The organism is Pseudomonas sp. C6002, from assembly GCF_013385805.1.
Classification (GTDB): domain Bacteria; phylum Pseudomonadota; class Gammaproteobacteria; order Pseudomonadales; family Pseudomonadaceae; genus Aquipseudomonas.
Genome location: NZ_JACAPH010000030.1, coordinates 373,062 through 397,982, shown reverse-complemented (window position 1 = coordinate 397,982; position 24,921 = coordinate 373,062). Strand labels below are relative to the sequence as shown.

The following is a 24,921-nucleotide window of genomic DNA, read 5'->3' as shown; positions in this document are numbered from 1 at the left end:
CATTCCCTCCTGAAAACGTCCCACACTTGCCTCTAAGCGACATGTTCGTAAAAGAACATGCAATTGCACTCAATTCCTATGCCCGCAGATAAGAGGCGGTGCTATTTTCGGTAACGAAACTGTAACATTCGCATCCGCAGTCAAAACAAGAAATCTGGAGCTCTTGAATGTTTGCTTTCTTCCGTCCTGCCGCACATCAGGCGCCCCTGCCTGAAGAAAAAATAGACAGCACGTACCGACGCCTGCGCTGGCAGATCTTCGCCGGTATTTTCTTCGGTTACGCCGGGTACTACCTGCTGCGCAAGAACTTCTCCCTGGCCATGCCGTACCTGATCGACGAGGGTTACACCCGTGGCCAGCTGGGCCTGGCAATGTCGGCGATCGCAATTGCCTACGGCCTGTCCAAGTTCCTCATGGGCCTGGTGTCCGACCGCTCCAACCCGCGCTACTTCCTGCCCTTCGGCCTGTTGGTGTCCGCCGGGGTGATGTTCATTTTCGGTTTCGCACCTTGGGCTACGTCCAGCGTGACCATGATGTTCATTCTGCTGTTCATCAACGGTTGGGCCCAGGGCATGGGCTGGCCGCCAAGTGGGCGGACCATGGTGCACTGGTGGTCGCAGAAGGAGCGCGGCGGTGTGGTTTCCGTATGGAACGTGGCGCATAACGTCGGCGGCGGCTTGATCGGCCCGCTGTTCCTGCTGGGCATGGCCTGGTTCAACGACTGGCACGCGGCGTTCTACGTCCCGGCTACCGTGGCCCTGCTGGTGGCGGCGTTTGCCTTCATCACCATGCGCGACACCCCGCAATCGGTGGGCCTGCCGCCCATCGAGCAATACAAGAACGATTACCCGGAAGGCTACGACGCCAGCCACGAGGACGAATTCAGCGCCAAGGAAATCTTCGTCAAGTACGTGCTGCGCAACAAAATGCTCTGGTACATCGCCTTCGCCAACGTCTTCGTCTACCTGCTGCGCTACGGCGTGCTGGACTGGGCACCGACGTACCTCAAGGAAGCCAAGCACTTCGACGTGGATAAAACCTCGTGGGCGTACTTCTTCTACGAGTGGGCGGGCATTCCGGGCACGCTGCTGTGCGGCTGGATGTCGGACAAGATCTTCCGTGGCAACCGTGGCCTGACCGGCATTGTGTTCATGGGCCTGGTCACCGTGGCGACCCTGGTTTACTGGCTCAACCCGCCGGGCAACCCGATGATCGACATGATCGCGCTGTTCTCCATCGGCTTCCTGATCTACGGTCCGGTGATGCTGATCGGCCTGCAGGCGCTGGAACTGGCACCGAAAAAAGCCGCCGGTACCGCAGCGGGCTTTACGGGCTTGTTCGGTTACCTGGGTGGTTCAGTGGCAGCGAGTGCGGCCATGGGCTACACCGTTGACCATTTCGGCTGGGACGGTGGTTTCGTATTGCTGATCGGCGCGTGCCTGCTGGCCATCGCGTTCCTGATCCCCACCTTGTGGCACACCAATAGCGTCAGTACCGCACGTTAATCGTCGGAACAGCCTTTGGAACACCGCTTGAGCCGCGCCTCCAGATTCTTGTCTGGCATGGCGTGGCTACGCAGGGCGTTGACGGTCTGCTCGACATAATCGCGCGTAGTGCCGTAACGCCCGCAAGCGCTTTGCAACACGTGATTCAGGACGATGTCGGGCAAATTGCCGGCATAACTGGGCAGGTGCCGCTCCAGGACAAATCCCAATGCCTGCACCTGGCTGCCATCTTCCAGACGACAGCTGAGCCAGTGCGGCCGGTACGAGGGATACGGCATCTCGCGCTGCCACAGGGCATACAGCGAGGCCTCCAGTTGATCTTCCGGCAAGCGGTAGGCAAACCCGCTGCACGAGCCGCCGCGATCCAGGCCAAACACCAACCCCGGTATTTCCGGCGTGCCCCGGTGCTCATGAGACCACAGGTACAAGCCCCGGTGATAACCGTGGACCCGCGCCCGCATCCGCTGTGTCGACGAACATTCAGGCCGCCAGATCAGCGAACCGTAAGCGAATAGCCAGACCGGCCCACCCTTGTGCAGCGCCATGGTGGCTTGCATCGAGCTCATCAACTGTTCGTGAGTGAGTTGCGGCCCCAGATCGAGCCGCGGAGGGTAAGCCAATTGCAAAAGATCAGATTCAATGGCGGTCATGGCAGATCGCTTAGGTCTCCTTTGTTGTTACGAGAAGCTGTTACCAGTTGTAAGCAACTTTACCGTAATAGAACGCGCCGCTGTAACCGTACGGCGAAAAAGTGCTATAGGCCAAATTGCCACCACTGCTGGCGTAGGCATTGAGTTTTTCCGGGTATTTGTCGGTGACGTTGTCGCCGCCAACGGTGAAGGTCCAGTTTTTCAGCTTGTAGTCGGCTGACAGGTCCAACAGCCAGGCGGCCTTGAAGCTCTGGTCGTTGGTCGGGTCGGCCTGGTAGCTGGTGAATGAACCATAGCGCACCAAATTACTGTGCAGCGCCCAGTTGCCGAAACTCAGGTCGTTGCCCAGGCTCAGCTTGTGCTGTGGCGTGGTATCGCCCAGCAGGCCGATGCGCTCGCGACGGTCCACCCGAACCAGGCTCGCGCCCAGGCTATCCAGTACGGACGGGTTGGCTTTTACGTCGGTGACCTTGGTGTGGTTGTAGTTGTAGCCCACGGTGCTGTTCCAGCGCACACCGTTGTCCAGTTGGTAGCGATAGTTGGCCACCAGGTCGACGCCATTGGTGGTGGTGTCGGTGGCGTTGGTGAAGTAGCGCACCGTGGTGTAGTTGATGTTGCCGACGCCATTGGCCTGCAGATACGCGAGCGCAGCCGGGTTCTTGCTCAGGTCCAGGTTGGAGGACAGGCTGATGCGGTCGCTGATGTCGATACGGTAGACATCGGCGGTCACGGTCAGGTTGTCGGTCGGCTCCAGCACCAGGCCGAGACTGTAGTTGCGGGACTTCTCGGCTTTCAGGTCTTCAGCGCCGAGCAGGCGCGCCACCTGGCTGTTGGCCGGGAAGGTGCCGGCTTCCTGGATGGTGTTGCCGATCAGTTGCGACGAGGTGTAGGCGAAGTTTTGCTGGGCCAGGGACGGCGCACGGAAACCGTTGGAAACACTGCCGCGCAAGGCCACTTGCGGGGTGAAGTCGTAACGGGCGGAGAGCGAGCCGCTGACGTTGGAGCCAAAATCACTGTAGTCCTCGTGGCGCACGGCGGCGGAGGCACTGAGTTTTTCGGTGAAGTTGGTTTCCAGGTCCAGGTACTGCGCCCAGTTGTGGCGCGTGCTGGTGCCGGCGTCGGAATCACGGAAGCCGCCCAGGCCCGAGCTGCCGGTCTGGTAGTAGGACGCCGGGTCGCCCGCCTTGATCTGGTAACCCTGGTCCAGGTATTCGCCGCCAAACGCCACCGACACTGGATACGGCAACCAGCCCAGGCTGAATTCCCGCGACAGGTCCAGGCTGAGTTGCTTCTGGTCATTGACCAACGTGCCGTTGTCGAACTTGCGCGGCGTGGCCAGGCCCAGCGAGGTGTTGATGGTTTCGGTACCGATCTGGTACTGGTTCTTGCCGTAGTTGACCGACACATCGTAGTGCCAGTCATAGGCCAACAAGCCGCGCAGGCCGACCGCCAGGGACGTGTCTTCCACGTCACCGCGAATCAACGGCAGGTAACCATTGGGGTTGAGCGCAGGAATGTTGTTGCTCGCGTTACTGGCCCGGTAGAACGCCGCCGTCTCGCCGCGGGTCTTGCTGTAGCCGCCAAACGCATAGAACTCGGCCGCATCGCTGAAGGAATATTCCGAGTTGAGAAACAGCTTGCCCTGGTCGGTGGCCGGCTCGCCCTGGCGGAACACCCGCTGGCCGTAGGTCGTCGAACCAACGCTGCCCGGACGCAGGTCCTTGCCGGCGCGGTTGGTGTAATCGTTGTCGGCGCCTTCGGCAGAGATGTTGATAAACCCGTTATCGCCCAGTGCCACACCGGTGTTGCCGCTGAGGTTGCGCTGGATACCGTCGCCCTTCTTGTACTCACCAAACTTGCTGATGATCGAGCCGCCGTGGTCGTCATGCTTGAGGATCACGTTGATCACCCCGGCAATCGCATCGGAGCCGTAGCGGGCCGATGCGCCGTCACGCAGCACCTCGATATGGTCGACCGCCGACAACGGGATCGCATTCAAATCCGCCGGCGCCGAGCCACGCCCAACCGCACCGCCGAGATTGACGAAGGCACTGGTGTGGCGGCGCTTGCCGTTGACCAGCACCAACACCTGGTCCGGTGACAGGCCACGCAGCTGCGCCGGGCGCACCAGTTCGGCACCGTCTACCAGGCTCGGGCGTGGAAAGTTGATGGAAGGAATCAATCGGGCCAACACCGCGCCCAACTCATCAGAGCCGGTGCTGCGCAAGGTGTCGCCGGAAATCACATCGATAGGTGACAACGAGGCACTGGCGGTGCGCTCTTGGGCGCGGGTGCCGGTGACAATGACTGTATCGAGTTTGGGTACATCGGCAGTGGCCGTTTCGGCGGATGCCACTGGACTGAATCCCACAGCGGTCAGCAAATTAGCCGACAAAATCGCCGTGTACAGCAGGTGCTGCTTGTTGCTCCCCATACCGCTCCCCTTGGAATCAAAAGCCAGAACGTCAATGCTCTGAGCTCGTACGATCGATCCGTGTGGCGGACGGTGGCGGTCATTTATTGGTTATTGGCAGAAAGTCGGTAGTCCGTTGGCATATAGCTTAATGATATTTATGTAACAAATTAAATACCTTTAAAGAATAAGCGAATGCATAAGCCCAGGCCGCTCCGCTCATCAGGATTGGCTGCCTCAATCCCTGTAGTTTCAGCGCAGGTTCAGCCTGGGGGCACGCTGAGCCTTCAAAATAGGCGCCTGTCACGACCCACCTGGCCGCCAACCGAATCGACTACCGAGGTCACTCCATGAAATACCGACTGCCCAGCCTGTTGTTCCTGGCACAGGCCACCACCGCCCTGGCGGCGGAAGTGCCGACCCAGGACGAAAAAGGCTTCTGGTATGCCCAGACGAGCGTCTACACCCGGCATTTTGCGCCGGACAAGGACCACAACAACAACCAGGACCTGATCGGCCTGGAGCGCAATGAAGCGTCAGGCCTGGTGTATGGCGGGGCGACGTTTCGCAACTCGTTCAGCCAGCGTTCGTACTACGCCTATGCCGGCAAACGCTACGACATGCCCGATTACCCGGTGTACTTGAAGCTGACAGGGGGTTTGATCCAGGGCTATCGCGGCAAGTACCGCGACAAGATTCCGCTGAATGGACTGGGGGTAGCGCCGGTGATCATCCCCTCGGTGGGCACCCACTACGGGCCGGTCGCCGCCGAGCTGGTGTTGCTCGGGTTCAATGCGGCGATGGTGACCACGGGCGTTCGTTTCTGATCAAGCCGCTGAAAGGCTTCTGTGGCGAGGGAGCTTGCTCCCGCTGGGTCGCGAAGCGGCCCCTGAAGTTCATGCGGTCTTTCAGGTAGAACACAGCGACTGTTTCGGGGCTGCTGCGCAGCCCAGCGGGAGCAAGCTCCCTCGCCACACGTTACGGGCGGGGTGCGTAGGCAAATACGTCAGCACGCATCTGGTGCGCATCCATGCCGGCCTCGACCAGCGCATCCAGGGTGCCGTAGATCATCGCCGGTGAACCGCTGGCGTAGACATGCACGGCCTTGAGGTCGCTGATGTCTTCGCACACCGCTTCATGTAACAGCCCGCAGCGCCCTTCCCAGCCACACAGGTCGCTGACCACTTTGTGCAGGAACAGGTTGGGCAGTTGCAGCCACTGGTCCCAGTGCTCGATGTCGTAGAAGTCTTCCGGTCGACGTACACCCCAATACAGATGCACCGGGTGCTTGAAGCCACTGGCGCGACAGTGTTCGATCAGGCTATGCATCTGGGCCATGCCGGTGCCGGCGGCGATCAGCACCAGCGGCCCGTCGGGCAGTTCCGCCAGGTGGGTGTCGCCAAACGGCATTTCGATGCGGGCCATCTGGTTGCGCTGCAACTGCTCCAGTAGGCTGCGGGCGCTGTCTTCCCGAGCCAGCACGTGCAATTCCAGCTCGCGCCCGGCGTGGGGCGCCGAGGCCAGGGAGAACGCCGACTTCTCGCCGTTTTCCCGCTCGATCATCAGGTACTGCCCGGCGTGGTAGCGCACCGCCTTGCCGGCTGGTGCCCGCAGGCGTACGCGCCAGACGTCACCGCCCACTTCAACGCATTCACTCAGTTGGCAAGACAGTTTGCGCACCGGCAATTCTCCCGGCGCCAGCACGCCATCCCACAACACAATGCAATCTTCCAGCGGTTCGGCGATGCAGGTATAGAACTCGCCATGGTCACGCACCTCACCGGCTTGCTGCACCCGGCCTTCCACCAGCAGCGCCGCGCACACGTGGCACACGCCATTGCGGCAGGCCTGGGGGCAATCGTAGCCCAGGCGGCGCGCACCCTCGAGGATCCGCTCGCCGGGCGTCAGTTCAAGTACCGCACCGGAAGGCTGCAGGGTTACACGCATCAATCTATTCCTAATTCTTTCCAGAGCGCATCGACACGGGCAGTGACCGCTTCGTCCTTGACGATCACGCGGCCCCATTCGCGGGTGGTTTCACCCGGCCATTTATGGGTGGCGTCCAGGCCCATTTTCGAGCCGAGGCCCGATACCGGGGAAGCAAAGTCGAGGTAGTCGATCGGCGTGTTGTCGATCATCACCGTGTCGCGCTTGGGGTCCATACGCGTGGTGATGGCCCAGATCACGTCGTTCCAGTCCCGGGCGTTGATGTCGTCGTCGGTGACAATAACGAACTTGGTGTACATGAACTGTCGCAAAAACGACCACACACCCAGCATTACCCGCTTGGCGTGGCCGGGGTACGACTTCTTCATCGTCACGATGGCCATGCGATACGAGCAGCCTTCGGGCGGCAGGTAGAAGTCAGTGATTTCCGGAAACTGCTTTTGCAGGATCGGCACAAACACTTCGTTCAACGCCACGCCGAGGATCGCCGGCTCATCCGGCGGGCGGCCGGTGTAGGTGCTGTGGTAGATCGGCTTGATCCGGTGGGTGATGCGCTCGACGGTGAACACCGGGAAGCTGTCGACTTCGTTGTAGTAGCCGGTGTGGTCGCCGTAGGGGCCTTCATCGGCCATCTCGCCCGGGTGAATCACGCCTTCGAGGATGATTTCGGCGGTGGCCGGCACTTGCAGGTCGTTACCGCGGCATTTCACCAGCTCAGTGCGATTGCCGCGCAACAGGCCCGCGAAAGCGTACTCGGACAGGCTGTCGGGCACCGGCGTGACGGCGCCGAGGATGGTCGCCGGGTCGGCGCCCAGGGCCACGGAAACAGGGAATGGCTGGCCGGGGTGCTTTTCGCACCACTCACGGAAATCCAGGGCGCCGCCACGGTGGCTCAGCCAGCGCATGATGACCTTGTTGCGGCCGATCACTTGCTGACGGTAGATGCCGAGGTTCTGGCGGTCCTTGTTCGGGCCCTTGGTGACGGTCAGGCCCCAGGTGATCAGCGGGCCGACATCGCCAGGCCAGCAGGTCTGCACGGGGAGCATGCCGAGGTCGACATCCTCGCCTTCGATCACCACTTCCTGGCAAACCGCGTCTTTCACGACCTTGGGGGCCATGGCGATGATCTTGCGGAAGATGGGCAGCTTCGACCAGGCGTCCTTGAGCCCCTTGGGTGGCTCGGGCTCCTTGAGGAAGGCCAGCAGCTTGCCGATCTCGCGCAGTTCGCTGACCGACTCGGCGCCCATGCCAAACGCCACGCGGTCGGGGGTGCCGAACAGGTTGCCGAGCACCGGGATATCAAAGCCCACCGGGTTTTCGAACAGCAGCGCCGGGCCCTTGTTGCGCAAGGTGCGGTCGCAAATCTCAGTCATCTCCAGGACCGGGGAAATCGGCACCTGGATACGTTTCAACTCTCCGCGCTGCTCAAGTTGCTGCACGAAATCCCGAAGATCCTTGAATTTCATTAACCATGCCACCCGTAAAATAGGCGTACATCCTACCTGCTCTTACGGTCGCTGGCAGCTTATTGAGCAGCATTGCCGACGACACAGACTCAAAGAGCCGATGCCTGGGTTTCATCGCGCAAGGCTTTGAACAAGGGTTCAAGAAACGCCTCGACATACCGCGAACCAACCGCCGAGAGGTGATTGTCGTCGGTGTACAGCGACTGACCGTCCAGTTCCACCCGGCACCAGTCATTCGCACTGCATAACTTGGGCGCCGGATCCATTACCTTTACCCCGGGATCAGCCGCCGCCATGCGCTCGAATACGCTGCTGATATAGGCCTGGCGCTGGAGGTGCTCATCCAGGGGCATGCCTTCTTTGTCGGTGGGCCGGCCGAGCATCGCCAGGCGACTCAGGCGGTAAGGCGGACTGAATTCCTGCAGGGGGACTTCCTTGACCAGCCACACCCGATGGCCGCTGGCGCGCAATTGCTGCACAAGGGCGCCGAGACTTTCAGCGAAGCGCCGCTCGGCGAAGGCGCGGTCATAGGTTCCGGTCGCCGGGTCCAGCAACGAAGCCTCGGTATCACCATCGCGCTGCCCATAGACATACAGGCTCCAGCGCGCCACCAGCACCACGTCGCTAAAGGTTTCCTTGCCGAGCAGTTGCGTGACCTGCTGGTTAAAGGTCAAGCAGCCCGGAACGCTTTCCTTGCGATTAAACGGCAGGCAACCGGCATAACCTGCCTGCGTGACGCTGACACCGTACTTGCTGGCGCCGTCTCGCAACGCCGGAACCAGCGCCGTGGCATGGCTATCGCCCCAGACCAGCGCGCGCGTCGGCGCGGACTGAGGCCCGAAATGACAAAATCCATGGTGGCGATTTTTCCCACCATCCACCAGGCAGGCCATAAGGTCCGGGCTCCACTCGCGCGCCTGGGCAAATTGCAGCGCCTCGGGCGACAGGCGCCAAGGCAAGCCCTTCGTCATGACCAGGCCTTTGCCGAGCAGTCCCACCCCAAGCAGCGCGATACCCGCCGCCACCAGGATTTGCTTGCGCCCTGCCAACAGCCGACGTTCACGGAACGGCGCCTCGACAAACCGCCAGGACGCATAACCCAGCACCAGGCTCAACACAAACAGTGCACCAAGCTCCCACGGGCCCAGCCCGTCGACACTGGCGTACTTGCCAAACACGTACACCGGCCAGTGCCACAGGTACCAGGAGTAGGAGATCAGGCCAATCCCCACCAGCAAGCGGCTACCCAGCAGCTTGCTGGTCAGGGTAGTTTGCTGGCCGTTGGCCCAAATCAGGCAGACCACGCCCACCACCGGCAACAGCGCTGCGGCGCCGGGAAACGGCGTGCTCGGGTCATACGCGAAGACCGCCAGCAGGATCAGGCCGAGGCCGGCAAGGCTGACGGCCTGCGCCAACGCCGGGCTGGCGCGGTACTCGCGTACCGGCATTACCGCCAGCATTGCGCCCGCCAACAGCTCCCAGGCACGCATCTGCAGCAGGAAAAAGGCTCTTTCCGGAGCGTGGGCCACCGCCCATGTACTCATGCCGAATGACACCAGCAACAACACGAACAGCGCCGTGCGCCAATATTTGAGCCGGCTCGACAGCAGTGTCAGCAGGAGTGGGAAGAGGATGTAGAACTGTTCTTCAACCGACAATGACCAGGTATGCAGCAACGGTTTGATATCGGAGGCCACATCAAAGTAACCGTCCTGACGCATGAAAAACAGGTTGGAGATAAACACCACCTGGTTATGTATCGAGCGCCCCAACTCGCTGTAATCCTTGGGCGCCAGCAGGAACCAGCCCACCACCAGCGCGCCGAGCATCATCACGAACAGTGCCGGCAGGATACGCCGCGCTCGCCTGGCCCAGAAGCTGACAAAACTGAAACGGCCGGCCTCACGCTCGCGCCAGATGATCGAGGTGATCAAGTAGCCGGAGATCACGAAAAACACGTCGACGCCGACAAAGCCGCCGGTAAAGCCCGGTACACCAAAATGAAACAGCACAACAGCGAGCACAGCTATGGCACGCAGGCCGTCAATGTCCCTGCGATAAGCGAGAATGGTCATAAAATCTTGTAATTTGCCTGATCGGATGGACAGCGAGTGTAGTCACACACGCGAATTTGTTTCTAAACAGACACACACTAAAGCCAAAACTCCTTTTCCAGAAACAAAAAAAATGGCGCCCCATGGGGCGCCATCCTTTTTGACCGAAGCGTCGTGTTACTTACGCTTCATCGACAGGAAGAACTCGTCGTTGGTCTTGGTGGTTTTCAGCTTGTCGATCAGGAACTCGATGGCCGCAACTTCGTCCATCGGGTGCAGCAGCTTGCGCAGGATCCACATGCGCTGCAGTTCGTCATCGGCGGTCAGCAACTCTTCGCGGCGCGTGCCGGAACGGTTGATGTTGATGGCCGGGAACACCCGCTTCTCGGCGATACGACGGTCCAAAGGCAGTTCCATGTTGCCGGTACCTTTGAACTCTTCGTAGATCACTTCATCCATCTTCGAACCGGTTTCAACCAGTGCGGTGGCGATGATGGTCAGCGAGCCGCCTTCTTCGATGTTCCGCGCAGCGCCGAAGAAACGTTTCGGTTTCTCCAGGGCGTGGGCATCGACACCACCGGTGAGCACCTTGCCGGAGCTTGGGATCACGGTGTTGTAGGCACGGGCCAGACGGGTGATGGAGTCGAGCAGGATCACCACGTCTTTCTTGTGTTCGACCAGGCGCTTGGCCTTCTCGATCACCATTTCGGCAACCTGCACGTGGCGGGTTGGCGGCTCATCGAACGTCGAGGCAACCACTTCGCCGCGCACGGTGCGCTGCATTTCGGTTACTTCTTCCGGACGCTCATCGATCAGCAACACGATCAGGTGAACTTCAGGGTTATTACGGGCGATGTTCGCTGCGATGTTCTGCAGCATGATGGTCTTGCCGGCTTTCGGCGGGGCCACGATCAGGCCGCGCTGGCCTTTGCCGATCGGGGCACACAGGTCGATGACACGACCGGTCAAGTCTTCGGTGGAACCGTTGCCGGCTTCCATCTTCATGCGCACGGTCGGGAACAGCGGCGTCAGGTTCTCGAAGAGAATCTTGTTTTTCGCGTTCTCGGGACGATCGTAGTTGATCGTGTCGACCTTGAGCAGGGCGAAATAACGCTCGCCTTCCTTTGGAGGGCGGATCTTGCCAACGATGGTGTCACCGGTGCGCAAGTTGAAGCGACGGATCTGGCTCGGCGAGACGTAGATATCGTCTGGGCCGGCGAGATAGGAAGCGTCTGCAGAGCGGAGGAAGCCGAAGCCGTCCTGGAGAATCTCCAGCACGCCATCACCGGAGATTTCCTCGCCGCTTTTCGCGTGCTTTTTCAGCAGGGAGAAAATCACGTCCTGCTTGCGCGAACGGGCCATATTTTCTATGCCCATCTGTTCGGCCAATTCGAGCAGTTCGGTAATCGGCTTTTGCTTGAGTTCAGTCAGATTCATATAGGAATGACGTAATCATTTATGGAGGGGGGGGAAATTAAGCTTTTGGCTTAATGAGGCCGCGCCGCAGAGAAGGCGACAGGATCGCGTACTAATCGAAAAGGAGAGCGTCGGCGACGGCTTGCAGGGGGCAGTGGAGAAACCAGTGCGGGGCCGAATGTACCACCTGAGTTTCAGAGCGTCTAGCCCTGTTTCACGAAAAAGCCCCGCAAATTGCGGGGCTTTTTGAGGACGCTTAGATATTGGCGTCGAGGAAAGCTTGCAGCTGGGACTTCGACAGCGCGCCGACCTTGGTGGCCTCGACGTTGCCGTTCTTGAACAGCATCAGGGTCGGGATACCACGCACGCCGTGCTTGGCCGGAGTTTCCTGGTTGTCATCGATGTTCAGCTTGGCAATGGTCAACTTGCCTTCGTAAGTGGTGGCAATGTCGTCCAGGACCGGAGCGATCATTTTGCAAGGACCGCACCACTCAGCCCAGTAGTCAACCAGCACCGGGCCCTGGGCCTTCAGTACTTCGGCCTCGAAGGTCGCGTCGGTGACGTGCTTGATAAGATCGTTGCTCATGGATGTCTCCGGGTTGTAAGCAAAAAAAACGTTGCCCATCATAGCCGCCCTTCCCGCGTTCAGGAAGCTGCAGCTGATTGACTCTTCCTATGATGGCGCATGAGTTTGGGTATAGCCCAACTCATGGGGTTACGGGAGTGATGAAGGCAATCCCTGTACGCAACGCCGCGTTACGCACATGTTCCTGCATGCTTTTCTGCGCCGCCCCGCTGGCGCGTCGGGCCAGGGCACGGAGGACCTTGCGGTGCTCCTGCCAGGTCTCCATGGCCCGCTCCGGCCGGATGAACGGTAGTTTCTGGCTCTCCAGGAACACCTCGGCACTGGCGCTGAGGATGCTCACCATCGCCTGATTGCCGCTGGCCAGCAGGATGCGCCGGTGGAATTCGAAGTCCAGCCGGGCGGCTGCCTCGAAATCACCGGCCTTCAGCTCCTTGCGCATCGCCTCGACGTTATCTTCCAGGATGTCCAACTCCCCGGTGGTCAGCGTCACCGCCGCCAGCCCCGCCGCAAAACCTTCCAGGGCGTAGCGCAGTTGAAAGATATCCAGCGGCGTCGCCTGTGCCGTAAACGGCCAGGCCAACCCCGGCAGCTCTTCGGCCGCTTGCACGAACACGCCTTTGCCCGGCTGCACACTTACCACGCCCAAGGCACTGAGGGACGACAAGGCTTCACGCAAAGAGGCCCGGCTCACGCCCAATTGCAGCGCCAGGTCGCGCTGGGAGGGCAACGCATCACCCGGCCCGAAGCCCTCGTCAGCGATCAATTTGCGGATGGCCTGTAGCGCCACTTCCGGTACGGCTTGGGCGATGGAATTCATAAGAAACTCAGGTTTCCAGTCAACTGAGCGGCTAGTTGTAAAGCTATTCGCAGCGCCCGGCAAGCCACGCCCCAAAGGGGCTCGCGCGGTTTTGACGGCGCTCGAAAAGGGTGCAGAAAACCCAGTAACTGTTCAGACCAGTAAGACCGCCAAGACTCAACAGCCACCGGCTCTGGCGCGAAATACGGCGGTGCTGGCATGGGCTGTGCACTGGCAAAAACCGGAAAATCCTTTCGTCCTTTTCGGAGAGTCGCCATGACCAAGCGTTGCAGCGCCCTGCTCACTGCCCTGTTTGCCAGCCTGATGCTGAGCCAGGCGCCCGCCCAGGCCAACGGTCTGGACGATATCGTCGCCCGTGGCACCCTCAAGGTGGCCGTGCCCCAGGATTTCCCGCCGTTCGGCTCGGTCGGCCCGGACATGAAGCCCCGCGGCCTGGACATCGACACCGCAAAGCTTTTGGCCGACCAGCTCAAGGTCAAGCTTGAACTGACCCCGGTCAACAGCACCAACCGCATCCCGTTCCTCACCACCGGCAAGGTCGACCTGGTGATTTCCAGCCTGGGCAAGAACGCCGAGCGCGAGAAGGTCATCGACTTCTCCAAGGCCTACGCGCCCTTCTACCTCGCCGTATTCGGCCCTCCCGATGCGCCGATCAGCACCGTTGACGACCTCAAGGGCAAAACCATCAGCGTGACCCGTGGCGCCATCGAAGACATCGAGCTGACCGCCGTGGCGCCTAAAGAGGCGACGATCAAGCGCTTTGAAGACAACAACTCGACCATCGCCGCCTACCTCGCCGGCCAGGTGGACCTGATCGCCAGCGGCAACGTGGTGATGGTGGCCATCAGCGAACGCAACCCCAAGCGCGTGCCGGCACTGAAAGTGAAGCTCAAGGACTCGCCGGTGTACGTGGGCGTGAACAAGAACGAGCCGGCGCTGCTGGACAAGGTGAACCAGATCCTGGTCGCGGCCAAGGCCGACGGCAGCCTGGAAAAGAATGCATTGCAGTGGCTCAAAGAGCCGCTGCCGGCTGATCTCTGAGCGCGGTAACGAGGGTTAGCCTATGGCCTATCAATTCGACTTTGTGCCGGTCCTGGCCAATACCGATCTGTTGCTGCGCGGCGCGCTGTTCACACTTGAACTGACCGCCATCGGTGCAGTACTGGGCGTGGCGCTGGGAATCGTCGGCGCCGTGGTGCGGGCGTGGAAGATCCAGCCGTTCAGTTGGATCTTCGGCGTGTACGTCGAGTTGATCCGCAACACGCCGTTCCTGGTGCAGTTGTTTTTCATCTTCTTCGGCCTGCCGTCCCTCGGCCTGAAAATTACCGAATGGCAGGCGGCGGTGCTGGCGATGGTGATCAACCTGGGGGCGTACTCCACCGAGATCATCCGCGCCGGGATCCAGGCGATCCCCCGCGGGCAACTGGAAGCGGCGGCCGCGCTGGCGATGACACGTTTCGAGGCGTTCCGCCATGTGGTGTTGCTGCCCGCGCTGGGCAAGGTCTGGCCGGCCCTGAGCAGCCAGATCATCATCGTGATGCTCGGCTCGGCGGTCTGCTCGCAGATCGCCACCGAGGAACTGAGCTTTGCCGCCAATTTTATCCAGTCGCGCAACTTCCGCGCCTTTGAAACCTATGCGCTGACGACCCTGGTCTACCTGTGCATGGCGCTGATGATCCGCCAATTGCTGAACTGGATCGGCCGGCGCTATGTCATGAGGAACGCCCGATGAGTGATTTTTCGTTCTGGGACATCGTGCGCAACCTGCTCACCGGTTTGCAGTGGACCTTGCTGCTGTCGCTGGTAGCGTTCATCGGCGGCGGCGTGATCGGTTTGCTGGTGATGACTATGCGCATCAGCACCAAGGCGTTCCCGCGCAATGTCGCCCGCACCTATATCGAACTGTTCCAGGGCACGCCGCTGTTGATGCAACTGTTCCTGGTGTTCTTCGGCATCGCCTTGCTCGGCGTGGACATTTCGCCCTGGCTGGCGGCGGCGATTGCCTTGACCCTGTTCACCAGCGCCTACCTGGCCGAAATCTGGCGTGGCTGCGTCGACTCCATCGCCCACGGCCAATGGGAGGCGTCCGCGAGCCTGGCCCTGAACCCGCTGGAGCAATTGCGCTATGTGATCCTGCCCCAGGCCCTGCGCATTGCCGTGGCGCCAACCGTGGGTTTCTCGGTGCAAGTGGTCAAGGGCACCGCCGTGACCTCGATCATCGGCTTCACCGAGCTGACCAAGACCGGCGGCATGCTCGCCAACGCTACCTTCGAACCCTTCATGGTCTATGGCCTGGTGGCGCTGGGTTACTTCCTGCTCTGCTATCCCTTGTCCCTCAGTGCGCGCTACCTGGAAAGGAGACTGCATGCCTCTGCTTAGAATTTCCGCCCTGCATAAGTATTACGGCGATCACCACGTACTCAAGGGCATCGACCTGAGTGTCGAAGAGGGCCAGGTGGTGGCGATCATCGGTCGCAGCGGCTCGGGCAAATCCACCCTGCTGCGCACCCTCAATGGCCTGGAGTCGATCAATGACGGCGTGATCGAGGTCGACGGCGAATACCTCGACGCCGCCCGCGCCGACCTGCGCACCCTGCGGCAGAAAGTCGGCATGGTGTTCCAGCAGTTCAACCTGTTCCCACACCTGACGGTGGGCGAAAACGTCATGCTTGCGCCGCAAGTGGTGCAGAAAGTGCCGAAAGCCAAGGCCGCACAATTGGCGCGACAGATGCTCGAGCGCGTTGGGCTGGGGGAGAAGTTCGACGCATTCCCCGATCGTTTGTCCGGCGGCCAGCAGCAGCGGGTAGCAATCGCCCGGGCACTGGCGATGTCGCCCAAAGTGCTGCTGTGCGATGAAATCACCTCGGCCCTGGACCCGGAGCTGGTCAACGAAGTGCTCAGCGTAGTGCGCCAACTGGCCAAGGATGGCATGACACTGATCATGGTCACCCATGAGATGCGTTTTGCCCGGGAAGTGGGTGACAAGCTGGTGTTCATGCACCAGGGCAAGGTGCATGAAGTGGGCGACCCGAAAATCCTGTTTGCCAATCCGCAGACCGCCGAGCTGGCCAACTTCATTGGTTCGGTGGAGCGCACGGACTGAGGCATCAAGTCCCGGGCGCCCACTCAAAACCGCCCTGCCCCTCAAATGTCGTTTCATCCCTGACGGCCAGCAAAGCCTCAGGCAGGAAGGTCTCGACGTTGACCAGGGCGGTGAAGCGGCGCCCATGCACCGGCATACCCGCTACGTGTGCAACAAGCCTATGGCCCGGCAGCAATCGTCCGGTCGCCGGCTCTTCAGACAGGTGCGGCATTACCAGCTCAACGGATTTTCCATCGACTTGAGCGGACTGCAGGCTCAGGGTGAAATGCCCCTGGCGCCCAAACCGAAAGCCCTCCAGGCCTGCGGGTACGCCCGTAAAGCGCAGCGCCATGGATACCGGCACCTCACAGGCCATGCTCAGGCGAAGCGTGCGCTTGCCCAGCGCGATCTGTGGGTGGCCCCGCTCGGCCTGGCGAACCAGACCGTAATCAACCCGGGGCTGGCTCAAGGACACCTGGCAGTTATCTGCCCGCGCCTCATTGGCCAACACCACGACAAACAGCAGCAGGTAAAGGATAAGCCCATGACGCAGGCGTACACCGTCAAAAGGCCCCACCGGCTCAGAGGGTACGGCAGACCGCCGAACCTGTTTCATAGAATTTGTCGTCATTGGATTCTGGCTCAAGGTTCAGTTGCAACAAGCAGGTGCTTGAATCTGGCAAGGAGATGTTCAGCGCTCGCGACTCATCCAGGCTGTTAAGGAAGACCATGCCCTCGCCCACGACGCTGGTCAGGAAAGCATTGTTGCTGTCGAGAACCGAGGCTCCCTGGGGCAAGGGTTGGCCCTGCGCGTCACGGACCTCAAGCAATACACGGCGCACTTTCACTACTTCGAAATCGATCGTGTTGAAAGAACCGCGTCCGGCCGCAAGGACCTTGGTGCCGTTTTTCAGATCGATGCGCTTGGGCAGGGATTGGGTTTGCACCTCGACATTGCTGCTGCGGTAGGCAGGCAGGCTGGCGATCACCGCCTGCCCGCGGTAGTCAGTCCAGACCGGCCCCTGCGGCGTCGAAACCTTGGCTGCCCCGACATTACCCACCGAGACAATTCCAAAGGTGTCCTGGACGGCATAGGGCGAGAACGTCATGCCTCTGTCGTGGACCACCACGCCGCCCTGCAATTGGCCGGTATACCCGGTGCTCAATGAATCATGTCGCACACCCAACCCTATCTGGGTGTAACGCGGCATGGCATTCACGCGGGCGTGAACAGCCTGTGTACGGCTCGCCTGCTCACGCGCAACCCCCACTTCATAGTTCACATAGTCGTTGACCCGATCGCTGAAGGCGGTCCCAAGATCGAACCTGTCGCCCCGCCGACTGGCATACGAGGTGACGCGGCGATCCCCACCGAACGGCACGGTGACCTGCAACCGAAGCGAAAGCCCCTTATCCGACACATCGCTGCGCTCGTCTCGAACGGTGTTCTTGACCTTGCGCGGTCGAGAGCCGCCCACCCGGGAATCCGCAATCAAAGCCACCTGGGTGCCATTGAACTGCTGGTTCCATGAGGCGAATACGTGTTCGGCGGAGCGATCATCAAATTGCGAGCTGCGGGAATAACTGACGGAAAAGCCTCCCAGGGACGGGTCGACCCAACTCAAACCTACCGTGTATTGGTCCTTGAAGCGGGCATCCCGCTGGTCACGCCGCGTCGACTGCCCCACTTCCAGTACTTCGCGATAATCCCGCGTCTGGGTAGTGGCACTCGACGTCATTTCAATGCCGGCGAACAGCGGACTTCCCACGGTGACTGAGCTGCGAGCCCCGGTAACTTCGTCCCGGCCATCGCGAGACAGGTTCTGGCGCACGCCAACCGAAAGGTGCTGGAAAAAAACACTGCTCCACACGCCACCCGCCGCCTGGTATTCGTCGGTACTCAACAGGCCGAATCCCAGTGACGAGTTGCGCCCCAATCCCCAGGTCCCACTGCCCATCGCCACGACCGGAGGCTCCCCGGCACCCGGATTTGCCCCGCGCACCTTGCCCAGGGAGAAGTAATAACCGGGCTCTATCGGTACCGCCCCCGCAAAGGACGCGGCAGGGACGGTGAACCCATGCCTGCCATCGCGAGTGCCAATGACACTGACCTCAAGATCGCTGGTGCCATTGAGTATGGGTAATCCGGTCAACGTGAACGGGCCTTCCGGTACCAGTGTGGTATGGATCAACACCCCGGCCTGGCGCACCTCGACCCGGGATGGGCTCTGGGCCAAACCTTCGACCACCACGCTGCTGCCACCCGGACTGCGCGATTGGCCATCCGGCGAGAGCTGGAAACCCGACAGCTGTAACCCACCGAACACCGGGTTGTTGCTGGAAATCTGCCCGACCTGGAAGGTCGACTTCAGGGGCGCGAAATCGCGTTGGGCGTAGGCATTCACATGCTCGCTGCTGCGCTTGCCGTTATCGGAGACAAAGAATTGGCGGCTTCGGACGATCCAGTTGCCGATATTGAATCCCGCCTCGGTGTAGGCCGAAACCGAGCGGGAAGAGCCGCTGTTGAAGCGCTCTTCGAATCCCTGCACATCGTAATTGAACAAGGCTGCCGTGCCGCCCTGGGAGAAACTGCCGACATCCCATTCGGCCTCGCGCATTGACTGAGTAGGCACCACCAGCGATACCTCATCGCTGCCGGGGCGCAACTTGACGATGGTCGCGGGGTAAGCACCGAGAAAGTCATGACACGCCTGGTCGGGCGCGATGCCCGGCCGAATAATCGCGGCTGGCAACCGCAACCCGGCCTTGTCCAGCAGGACCGGGGTAAAACACAACTGCCCCTGGTAATCGAAGCGTGCCTCCACCAGGCCCAATGAGGTGCCGTTGACCTGCAGCCCCACCACGTGCACGCCCTCGCGGAATCGCGCAGCACTGCGAAAATAATGGGCAACCTTCGGGTCGATCCCGTTCGCCGACAAGACCGCCAGATCAAAACCCGATCCGAGCTCCAGCGCGTAGGCGGGAAGGCTCCACAGCGTTGCCAGGCCGATACAAGTCCGGGAAACCGAGGTTCGAATGGGTCGTACAGAGAGGCTCCAATCGTTTGCATGGGTAGCATTTCTCATAGACCGCTCAACCCGCCTCGACAACAACGGAGGCTTCGTAGGCGGTTGCCGAATACCCGTAGACCGTCGCCGGCTGAATCTCGACACCGCTGACCTGGGCCACCGCCTCTTCGATGCGGGTTGATAACACTTCGCCAGGCAGGATATAGGTGCGCGGCAATATCGCCGGGTGCCTCGACGGCAGCAGGTGCACCTCCAGCCCCATCCGGACCACGTAGGCACTGTCGTTATGAACCGTCAGCCGATTTCCCCGCAGCTTCCACTTCAGCAACTTCCATGGCTCCTGATGCCGCGGCAAGCCCTGGGGGTGCAGGATCAGCGGTAAGTCCTGTCGAATGGTCACTCCAATGGTCGAGCGCCCTTCGGCGCGCGCCTGCGGAATGCCTTCAAAGGTGACGCGCTTCAATCGCTGAGTCTTGAGCGGCTGCTTCAAGGTACTGATAAACCGCACAAGTTGTGTTTCGCCCGGTTCGACACGGGCGATAGGAGGCGTAACGATCAAGAGTGTCTCCGGATCTTCCGGGACGTTTTGAATGACTGTGTGAAGTAAAGCAGGGCCAGCGTCCGTATTTTTTACGTTGATCGTCGCTTCACCGTTCTCTTCATAAAGAATAACAACGGATGTTTCCGGCTCCATCCCATCCGCTCTTACACTGCCAGAAACTAAAAAATAAAGATTCGCACACCAGAACAGAGCATTAACTGCATTTAAAAGACGACTCATCGAACTCTACCCGCAACCAGATAACGCACCGTTGACAATCACGAAATACCTATACGCATATAAAGAGCCAGCACGAAGCCACGCGCGACCGCCTGCTAAATGCTGGCCATGTTTATAGAGTTAGATTCGAGTTACTACCAAAGTAGCAGCTCCATTCAATTGAATATCCCTGCTGAGATCCAGTGCATCGCCGCGATTGATCACAGCCTTGACTACGAGAGTGCCGGTAACGGAAGAGACCGCGGCTGGAGTTGTGTTGTTATTACGGCTCCAGGAGTGCTGGTAAGGAGATTTTTCGACCTTGCCGTCACTGGTGCTCCAGGCACCGCCGGAGCTTGTCCTTCTAAGCGGGTACAGCGTAGCGCCGACAGTGGTCAAGGTGGCGAGCCTGATCGAATAGCCACCGGTATTCCTGGTTCCGACCGCGCCAAGACCAAAGTTGTGGTTGTCGGTGAAGCCGGTTCCCAGGATCCCCCTTACGACACTGTTTGTTTGTGAGTCAGTCACGGACAGTGCCATCTGGGCAGCCGCCGCACCACAGTTGACGTTTAACGGCAGCGACTTTTCCGGCAGAGGATAGAAAGAGGTCAGCGGAATGCTCGACGCATTGATCGTACCGTAATCAACGGTGCCGCCTGTGGCGCCGAGGTTTACCGTGCATGCAGCTGGTTTAATGGTTCCGGTGACTCTCAGGTTCCCGGCACCACTTGTATTTGCTTGAGTACCCATGCTTACCGCCAGGCCAACGACAACTATTGCCAAACCAAATGTTCTGTTCATGTTCATCCTGTCACTGAAGTTCTCAGGTGCATGTGGTTCGCCGGGCTATTCCATGCCCAACTGCTATCAACCTTGATAGGCAAACTACAAATAGTTAACACCACGGCTTAATTGCCGAGTGACAGTCTCTCTCGTAAACACCCGAAGAAAGAATGAGACGACGCCTGAACTAGTGTCAGAGCGGTAAAAAAACAATGTCCCCTTAGATCATCCTTGCAGTAGTCCTGACTTAATTATCGACTGGAACAAATAACCCAGCCATGTAGGCATATTCAGGAAGCCTATTAAAGCTGGAGATTTCCGTTACTCCACTTGCCCTACGGAACAATCGCCAGGCGCATCAAGAATCGCCCTACATATCCTGCAGATTTTCCTCCAAGACACCGATGAGCGAATTCCGGAAGCACTACGCGTTGGCGTCAGCGGTTGATCGTGGCACGATGGCGAGGTTATCGACCGAGACCCCTTAACCATGCCGCAATCCCAAGCCAAGAATCTGTCCCTGATCGCCGCCATCGACCTGGGCTCCAACAGCTTCCACATGGTCGTGGCCAAGGCCCAGAACGGCGAAATCCGCATCCTTGAGCGGCTCGGCGAGAAAGTGCAGCTGGCTGCCGGGATCGACGACGAGCGTCAGCTCAATGAAGAATCCATGCAGCGCGGGCTCGATTGCCTGAAGCGCTTTGCCCAACTGATCAACGGCATGCCCCCGGGCGCCGTGCGGATCGTCGGCACCAACGCCCTGCGCGAAGCCCGCAACCGGGGCGAGTTCATCCGCCGCGCCGAGGAGATCCTCGGGCACCCGGTAGAGGTCATCTCCGGCCGCGAGGAAGCGCGCCTGATCTACCTCGGCGTGTCCCACACCCTGGCCGACACTCCGGGCAAGCGCCTGGTGGCCGACATCGGCGGTGGCAGTACCGAATTCATTATTGGCCAGCGCTTCGAGCCGCTGCTGCGCGAAAGCCTGCAAATGGGCTGCGTCAGCTACACCCAGCGCTATTTCAAGGACGGCAAGATCACCCCGGCCCGCTACGCCCAGGCTTATACGGCGGCGCGGCTGGAGATCATGAGCATCGAGCACGCCCTGCACCGCCTGACCTGGGATGAGGCCATCGGTTCGTCCGGCACCATCCGCGCCATCGGCCTGGCCCTCAAGGCCGGCGGCCATGGCACTGGCGAGGTCAACGCCGAAGGCCTGGCCTGGCTCAAGCGCAAGCTGTTCAAGCTGGGGGATGCCGAGAAGATCGACTTCGAAGGCATCAAGCCTGATCGCCGCACCATTTTCCCGGCGGGCCTGGCGATTCTCGAAGCGATTTTCGACGCCCTCGAACTGCAACGCATGGACCACTGCGATGGCGCCCTGCGTGAAGGGGTGCTCTACGACCTGCTGGGCCGTCATCATCATGAAGACGTCCGTGAGCGCACCCTCAGCTCGTTGATGGAGCGTTACCACGTCGACCTGGAACAGGCAGCGCGGGTTGAACGCAAGGCGCTGCATGCTTTCGACCAGGTCGCAGCGGACTGGGACCTGGAAGACGGCGTGTGGCGTGAACTGCTGGGCTGGGCGGCCAAGGTCCATGAAGTGGGGCTGGACATCGCCCACTACCATTACCACAAGCACGGCGCCTACCTGATCGAGCACTCGGACCTGGCGGGTTTCTCCCGTGAAGACCAGCAGATGCTCGCGCTGCTGGTACGCGGCCACCGCCGCAACATCCCCCGGGACAAGTTTGCCGAGTTCGGTGCCGAGGGCATCAAGCTGATTCGCCTGTGCGCGCTGCTGCGGTTTGCGATCCTGTTCCACCACATCCGTGGTACCCAGGAAATGCCGCAAGTGGTCCTGCGGGCCAATGCCGACAGCCTGGACGTGGTATTCCCGAAGAACTGGCTGGATGAAAACCAGCTGACCCAGGCGGATTTCGCCCAGGAAGCCGAGTGGCTGACGCGGGTTGGGTTCACGCTGAACGTGCGCTGATATGAGTGAGTGACGCGGAGCGTCACAGGATGTATTCCCACGCAGAGCGTGGGAACAATCCAACGCCACAAAACAAATGTGGGAGCGGGCTTGCTCGCGAAGGCGGAGTGTCAGTCAACAGATTCATCGACTGATCCACCGCTTTCGCGAGCAAGCCCGCTCCCACATTTTTGACCGCGTCGGTTTTTAGTTCACCGTCAGAATCGGGCTGCCCAGCTTCTCCAGCAACGTCGCCTGGGCGCTGCGCGGGTTCTGGTTGCCGGTCGGGGTGTTGCGCACGTAGCGCCCGTCCGACTGCAGGCTCCAGCTGTGGGTGTTATCGGTGAGATAACTTTCCAGCTCCTTCTTGACCCGCATGATCAGTTTCTTGCCTTCCACCGGGAAGCAGGTCTCCACACGCTTGTCGAGGTTGCGCTCCATCCAGTCGGCACTGGAGAGGAACATCTGCTCCTCGCCGCCATTGAGGAAGTAGAACACCCGCGTGTGCTCCAGGAAGCGCCCGATGATCGAACGCACGTGGATGTTATGGGAGACCCCGGCGATGCCCGGCCGCAGGCAGCACATGCCACGCACCACCAAATCGATACGCACACCCGACTGGCTGGCCTTGTACAGCGCGCGGATGATCTTCGGATCGGTCAGCGAGTTGAACTTGGCGATGATGTGCGCCGGCTTGCCTTCGAGGGCGAACTGGGTCTCGCGGGCAATCATGTCGAGCATGCCCTTCTTCAGGGTGAACGGCGCGTGCAGCAGTTTCTTCATGCGCAAGGTCTTGCCCATGCCGATCAACTGGCTGAACAGCTTGCCGACGTCTTCACACAAGGCGTCGTCGGAGGTCAGGAGGCTGTAGTCGGTGTAGAGCTTGGCGTTGCCGGCGTGGTAGTTGCCGGTGCCCAAGTGGGCGTAGCGCACGATCTCACCGGCTTCGCGGCGCAGGATCAGCATCATCTTGGCGTGGGTCTTGAAGCCGACCACGCCGTAGATCACCACCGCACCGGCGGCTTGCAGACGGCTGGCCAGTTGCAGGTTGGACTCTTCGTCGAACCGCGCCCGCAGTTCGATCACCGCCGTCACTTCCTTGCCGTTACGCGCGGCGTCTACCAGCGCATCGACGATTTCCGAGTTGGCGCCGGAGCGGTACAGGGTTTGGCGCACAGCCAGCACGTGCGGGTCCTTGGCGGCCTGACGCAGCAGGTCGACCACCGGGGTGAAGGACTCGAACGGGTGCAGCAGCAGAATGTCCTGCTTGCTCACCACACTGAAGATGTTCTCGCTGTTTTGCAGCAGTTTCGGGATCTGCGGGGTGAACGGCGTGTATTGCAGCTCCGGGTGGCTGTCCAGGCCAGTAATGCTGAACAGGCGCGTCAGGTTCACCGGGCCATTGACCTGGTACAGCTCGGTCTCGCTCAGGTTGAACTGCTTGAGCAGGTAGTCGGACAGGTGTTTCGGACAGGTGTCCGCCACTTCCAGGCGCACCGCATCACCGTAGCGACGGGAGAACAGCTCGCCGCGCAGGGCGCGGGCCAAGTCTTCGACGTCTTCGGAGTCCAGCGCCAGGTCGGCGTTACGGGTCAGGCGGAACTGGTAGCAGCCCTTGACCTTCATGCCCTGGAACAGGTCATCGGCGTGGGCGTGGATCATCGACGAAAGGAATACATAGTTATCGCCAGCGCCCCCCACCTCTTCCGGTACCTTGATGATCCGTGGCAACAGGCGCGGTGCCGGAATGATCGCAAGGCCCGAGTCGCGACCGAAGGCATCGATACCTTCCAGCTCGACGATGAAGTTCAGGCTCTTGTTCACCAGCAGCGGGAACGGGTGCGTCGGGTCGAGGCCGATGGGGGTGATGATCGGCGAGATTTCGTCGCGGAAGTAGCGGCGCACCCAGGTCTTGATCTTGGTGGTCCAGTGCCGGCGCCGGATGAAGCGCACGTGATGCTTTTCCAGTTCCGGCAGCAGGATGTCATTGAGGATCGCGTATTGGCGGTCCACGTGGCCGTGTACCAGCTCGCTGATGCGGGCCAGGGCCTGATGCGGTTGCAGGCCGTCGGCACCGGCTTGTTCACGGGCGAACGTGATCTGCTTCTTCAGGCCGGCGACACGGATCTCGAAGAACTCGTCCAGGTTGCTGGAGAAGATCAGCAGGAATTTCAGCCGCTCCAGCAACGGATAGGACTCATCCAGTGCCTGTTCCAGCACGCGGATGTTGAATTGCAGTTGTGACAGCTCGCGATGGATGTACAGGCTGCTGTCATCCAGGTTGGTAACCGCAACCACCGGTACCGGCGCGGCAGCGGGCGCTTCGGCCACCACGGCAGGCGGGGCCGGCTCCAGCTCCGGCGGGGTCTCGGTAGCTTGTTCGACCACCGGGTGAGCGTCTTTTACGGCAACTTCTGTGAGTCCTTCGGTATTCATCGAGT

Annotated in this window: 20 protein-coding genes; 7 read left to right on the top strand and 13 right to left on the bottom strand. The window is 60.5% G+C overall.

From position 1 onward, the window contains the following. Positions 1–167: 167 nt before the first annotated feature. Positions 168–1,505: a glycerol-3-phosphate transporter gene (gene glpT / locus HX817_RS21515; protein WP_010167932.1), complete on the top strand. Its 1,338-nt coding sequence runs from the start codon at positions 168–170 to the stop codon at positions 1,503–1,505. Here glpT and HX817_RS21510 read toward each other — a convergent pair. Beyond that, complete coding sequence (locus HX817_RS21510; protein ID WP_003213974.1) at positions 1,502–2,155, bottom strand: gamma-glutamylcyclotransferase; 654 nt, start codon at positions 2,153–2,155, stop codon at positions 1,502–1,504. The two genes, glpT and HX817_RS21510, sit on opposite strands and share 4 nt — an antisense overlap. A gap of 40 nt (positions 2,156–2,195) precedes the next feature. Beyond that, complete coding sequence (locus HX817_RS21505; RefSeq protein WP_177041120.1) at positions 2,196–4,589, bottom strand: TonB-dependent siderophore receptor; 2,394 nt, start codon at positions 4,587–4,589, stop codon at positions 2,196–2,198. Between the two features lie 329 nt (positions 4,590–4,918). On the opposite strand from HX817_RS21505, the gene HX817_RS21500 reads away from it, so the two are divergent. Beyond that, complete coding sequence (locus HX817_RS21500) at positions 4,919–5,395, top strand: sn-glycerol-3-phosphate transporter (protein WP_177009072.1); 477 nt, start codon at positions 4,919–4,921, stop codon at positions 5,393–5,395. A 151-nt stretch (positions 5,396–5,546) separates the two neighbouring features. On the opposite strand, the gene HX817_RS21495 is transcribed toward HX817_RS21500, so the two are convergent. From HX817_RS21495 to HX817_RS21470, 6 genes are all read right to left on the bottom strand, one after another. Further along, entirely contained in the window at positions 5,547–6,515 is a 969-nt protein-coding gene (locus HX817_RS21495) for a CDP-6-deoxy-delta-3,4-glucoseen reductase (protein WP_003213981.1), read from the bottom strand. After that, the gene (gene ubiD / locus HX817_RS21490) at positions 6,515–7,981 is read right to left on the bottom strand and encodes a 4-hydroxy-3-polyprenylbenzoate decarboxylase (RefSeq protein ID WP_008438879.1); all 1,467 of its coding nucleotides are present in this window, start codon (positions 7,979–7,981) and stop codon (positions 6,515–6,517) included. The genes HX817_RS21495 and ubiD overlap by 1 nt, the downstream gene beginning before the upstream one ends. Positions 7,982–8,070: 89 nt before the next feature. Beyond that, positions 8,071–10,056: an acyltransferase family protein gene (locus HX817_RS21485; RefSeq protein WP_177035325.1), complete on the bottom strand. Its 1,986-nt coding sequence runs from the start codon at positions 10,054–10,056 to the stop codon at positions 8,071–8,073. 156 nt (positions 10,057–10,212) lie between these two features. Continuing rightward, the gene (gene rho / locus HX817_RS21480; RefSeq protein WP_008438874.1) at positions 10,213–11,472 is read right to left on the bottom strand and encodes a transcription termination factor Rho; all 1,260 of its coding nucleotides are present in this window, start codon (positions 11,470–11,472) and stop codon (positions 10,213–10,215) included. A gap of 235 nt (positions 11,473–11,707) precedes the next feature. Further along, positions 11,708–12,037, bottom strand: a complete 330-nt coding sequence (trxA, locus tag HX817_RS21475; protein ID WP_003213989.1) for a thioredoxin TrxA — start codon at positions 12,035–12,037, stop codon at positions 11,708–11,710. 121 nt (positions 12,038–12,158) lie between these two features. Beyond that, positions 12,159–12,854 carry a FadR/GntR family transcriptional regulator gene (locus tag HX817_RS21470; protein WP_003213991.1) on the bottom strand — a complete coding sequence of 232 codons (696 nt, stop codon included), beginning with the start codon at positions 12,852–12,854 and terminating at the stop codon, positions 12,159–12,161. A gap of 255 nt (positions 12,855–13,109) precedes the next feature. On the opposite strand from HX817_RS21470, the gene HX817_RS21465 reads away from it, so the two are divergent. Genes HX817_RS21465 through HX817_RS21450 form a run of 4 tightly spaced genes read left to right on the top strand, consistent with a single transcriptional unit; the run spans position 13,110 to position 15,957 of the window. Then, positions 13,110–13,895 (top strand): transporter substrate-binding domain-containing protein, encoded by a 786-nt coding sequence (locus HX817_RS21465; RefSeq protein ID WP_003213993.1) that lies wholly within the window; start codon positions 13,110–13,112, stop codon positions 13,893–13,895. Positions 13,896–13,917: 22 nt separating this feature from the next. Continuing rightward, positions 13,918–14,586, top strand: a complete 669-nt coding sequence (locus tag HX817_RS21460) for an amino acid ABC transporter permease (protein WP_003213995.1) — start codon at positions 13,918–13,920, stop codon at positions 14,584–14,586. Further along, positions 14,583–15,233: an amino acid ABC transporter permease gene (locus tag HX817_RS21455; RefSeq protein ID WP_003213996.1), complete on the top strand. Its 651-nt coding sequence runs from the start codon at positions 14,583–14,585 to the stop codon at positions 15,231–15,233. The genes HX817_RS21460 and HX817_RS21455 overlap by 4 nt, the downstream gene beginning before the upstream one ends. Next, entirely contained in the window at positions 15,220–15,957 is a 738-nt protein-coding gene (locus HX817_RS21450; RefSeq protein ID WP_003213999.1) for an amino acid ABC transporter ATP-binding protein, read from the top strand. The genes HX817_RS21455 and HX817_RS21450 overlap by 14 nt, the downstream gene beginning before the upstream one ends. A 4-nt stretch (positions 15,958–15,961) precedes the next feature. Here HX817_RS21450 and HX817_RS21445 read toward each other — a convergent pair whose 3' ends face one another. The 4 genes from HX817_RS21445 to HX817_RS21430 form a co-directional block, all read right to left on the bottom strand. Further along, positions 15,962–16,552, bottom strand: a complete 591-nt coding sequence (locus tag HX817_RS21445; RefSeq protein WP_177041117.1) for a hypothetical protein — start codon at positions 16,550–16,552, stop codon at positions 15,962–15,964. Beyond that, positions 16,518–19,022, bottom strand: coding sequence for a fimbria/pilus outer membrane usher protein (locus tag HX817_RS21440; protein WP_256348808.1), 2,505 nt, complete (start codon positions 19,020–19,022; stop codon positions 16,518–16,520). The genes HX817_RS21445 and HX817_RS21440 overlap by 35 nt, the downstream gene beginning before the upstream one ends. Positions 19,023–19,029: 7 nt before the next feature. Next, positions 19,030–19,746 carry a fimbria/pilus chaperone family protein gene (locus tag HX817_RS21435; RefSeq protein ID WP_218173584.1) on the bottom strand — a complete coding sequence of 239 codons (717 nt, stop codon included), beginning with the start codon at positions 19,744–19,746 and terminating at the stop codon, positions 19,030–19,032. Positions 19,747–19,866: 120 nt separating this feature from the next. After that, positions 19,867–20,526 carry a DUF1120 domain-containing protein gene (locus HX817_RS21430; RefSeq protein WP_008438866.1) on the bottom strand — a complete coding sequence of 220 codons (660 nt, stop codon included), beginning with the start codon at positions 20,524–20,526 and terminating at the stop codon, positions 19,867–19,869. A gap of 472 nt (positions 20,527–20,998) precedes the next feature. Here HX817_RS21430 and ppx point away from each other — a divergent pair, with 472 nt between their 5' ends. Then, positions 20,999–22,501: an exopolyphosphatase gene (gene ppx / locus HX817_RS21425; protein ID WP_003214007.1), complete on the top strand. Its 1,503-nt coding sequence runs from the start codon at positions 20,999–21,001 to the stop codon at positions 22,499–22,501. A 186-nt stretch (positions 22,502–22,687) separates the two neighbouring features. Here ppx and ppk1 read toward each other — a convergent pair whose 3' ends face one another. Further along, a complete protein-coding gene (gene ppk1, locus HX817_RS21420) occupies positions 22,688–24,916 on the bottom strand; it encodes a polyphosphate kinase 1 (RefSeq protein ID WP_003214009.1) in 2,229 nt (742 codons plus the stop codon). Between the last annotated feature and the right edge of the window lie 5 nt (positions 24,917–24,921).

Bases quoted from the DNA above. Each gene is read 5' to 3' on its own strand.
- HX817_RS21470 (WP_003213991.1), bottom strand. From the start codon at position 12,854: ATGAATTCCATCGCCCAAGCCGTACCGGAAGTGGCGCTACAGGCCATC.
- HX817_RS21440 (WP_256348808.1), bottom strand. From the start codon at position 19,022: ATGAGAAATGCTACCCATGCAAACGATTGGAGCCTCTCTGTACGACCC.
- ppx (WP_003214007.1), top strand. From the start codon at position 20,999: ATGCCGCAATCCCAAGCCAAGAATCTGTCCCTGATCGCCGCCATCGAC.
- HX817_RS21450 (WP_003213999.1), top strand. From the start codon at position 15,220: ATGCCTCTGCTTAGAATTTCCGCCCTGCATAAGTATTACGGCGATCAC.
- HX817_RS21465 (WP_003213993.1), top strand. From the start codon at position 13,110: ATGACCAAGCGTTGCAGCGCCCTGCTCACTGCCCTGTTTGCCAGCCTG.
- HX817_RS21505 (WP_177041120.1), bottom strand. From the start codon at position 4,589: ATGGGGAGCAACAAGCAGCACCTGCTGTACACGGCGATTTTGTCGGCT.
- HX817_RS21455 (WP_003213996.1), top strand. From the start codon at position 14,583: ATGAGTGATTTTTCGTTCTGGGACATCGTGCGCAACCTGCTCACCGGT.
- ubiD (WP_008438879.1), bottom strand. From the start codon at position 7,981: ATGAAATTCAAGGATCTTCGGGATTTCGTGCAGCAACTTGAGCAGCGC.
- HX817_RS21495 (WP_003213981.1), bottom strand. From the start codon at position 6,515: ATGCGTGTAACCCTGCAGCCTTCCGGTGCGGTACTTGAACTGACGCCC.
- glpT (WP_010167932.1), top strand. From the start codon at position 168: ATGTTTGCTTTCTTCCGTCCTGCCGCACATCAGGCGCCCCTGCCTGAA.
- HX817_RS21445 (WP_177041117.1), bottom strand. From the start codon at position 16,552: ATGAAACAGGTTCGGCGGTCTGCCGTACCCTCTGAGCCGGTGGGGCCT.
- HX817_RS21485 (WP_177035325.1), bottom strand. From the start codon at position 10,056: ATGACCATTCTCGCTTATCGCAGGGACATTGACGGCCTGCGTGCCATA.
- trxA (WP_003213989.1), bottom strand. From the start codon at position 12,037: ATGAGCAACGATCTTATCAAGCACGTCACCGACGCGACCTTCGAGGCC.
- HX817_RS21460 (WP_003213995.1), top strand. From the start codon at position 13,918: ATGGCCTATCAATTCGACTTTGTGCCGGTCCTGGCCAATACCGATCTG.
- rho (WP_008438874.1), bottom strand. From the start codon at position 11,472: ATGAATCTGACTGAACTCAAGCAAAAGCCGATTACCGAACTGCTCGAA.
- HX817_RS21500 (WP_177009072.1), top strand. From the start codon at position 4,919: ATGAAATACCGACTGCCCAGCCTGTTGTTCCTGGCACAGGCCACCACC.
- HX817_RS21510 (WP_003213974.1), bottom strand. From the start codon at position 2,155: ATGACCGCCATTGAATCTGATCTTTTGCAATTGGCTTACCCTCCGCGG.
- HX817_RS21430 (WP_008438866.1), bottom strand. From the start codon at position 20,526: ATGAACAGAACATTTGGTTTGGCAATAGTTGTCGTTGGCCTGGCGGTA.
- HX817_RS21435 (WP_218173584.1), bottom strand. From the start codon at position 19,746: ATGAGTCGTCTTTTAAATGCAGTTAATGCTCTGTTCTGGTGTGCGAAT.
- ppk1 (WP_003214009.1), bottom strand. From the start codon at position 24,916: ATGAATACCGAAGGACTCACAGAAGTTGCCGTAAAAGACGCTCACCCG.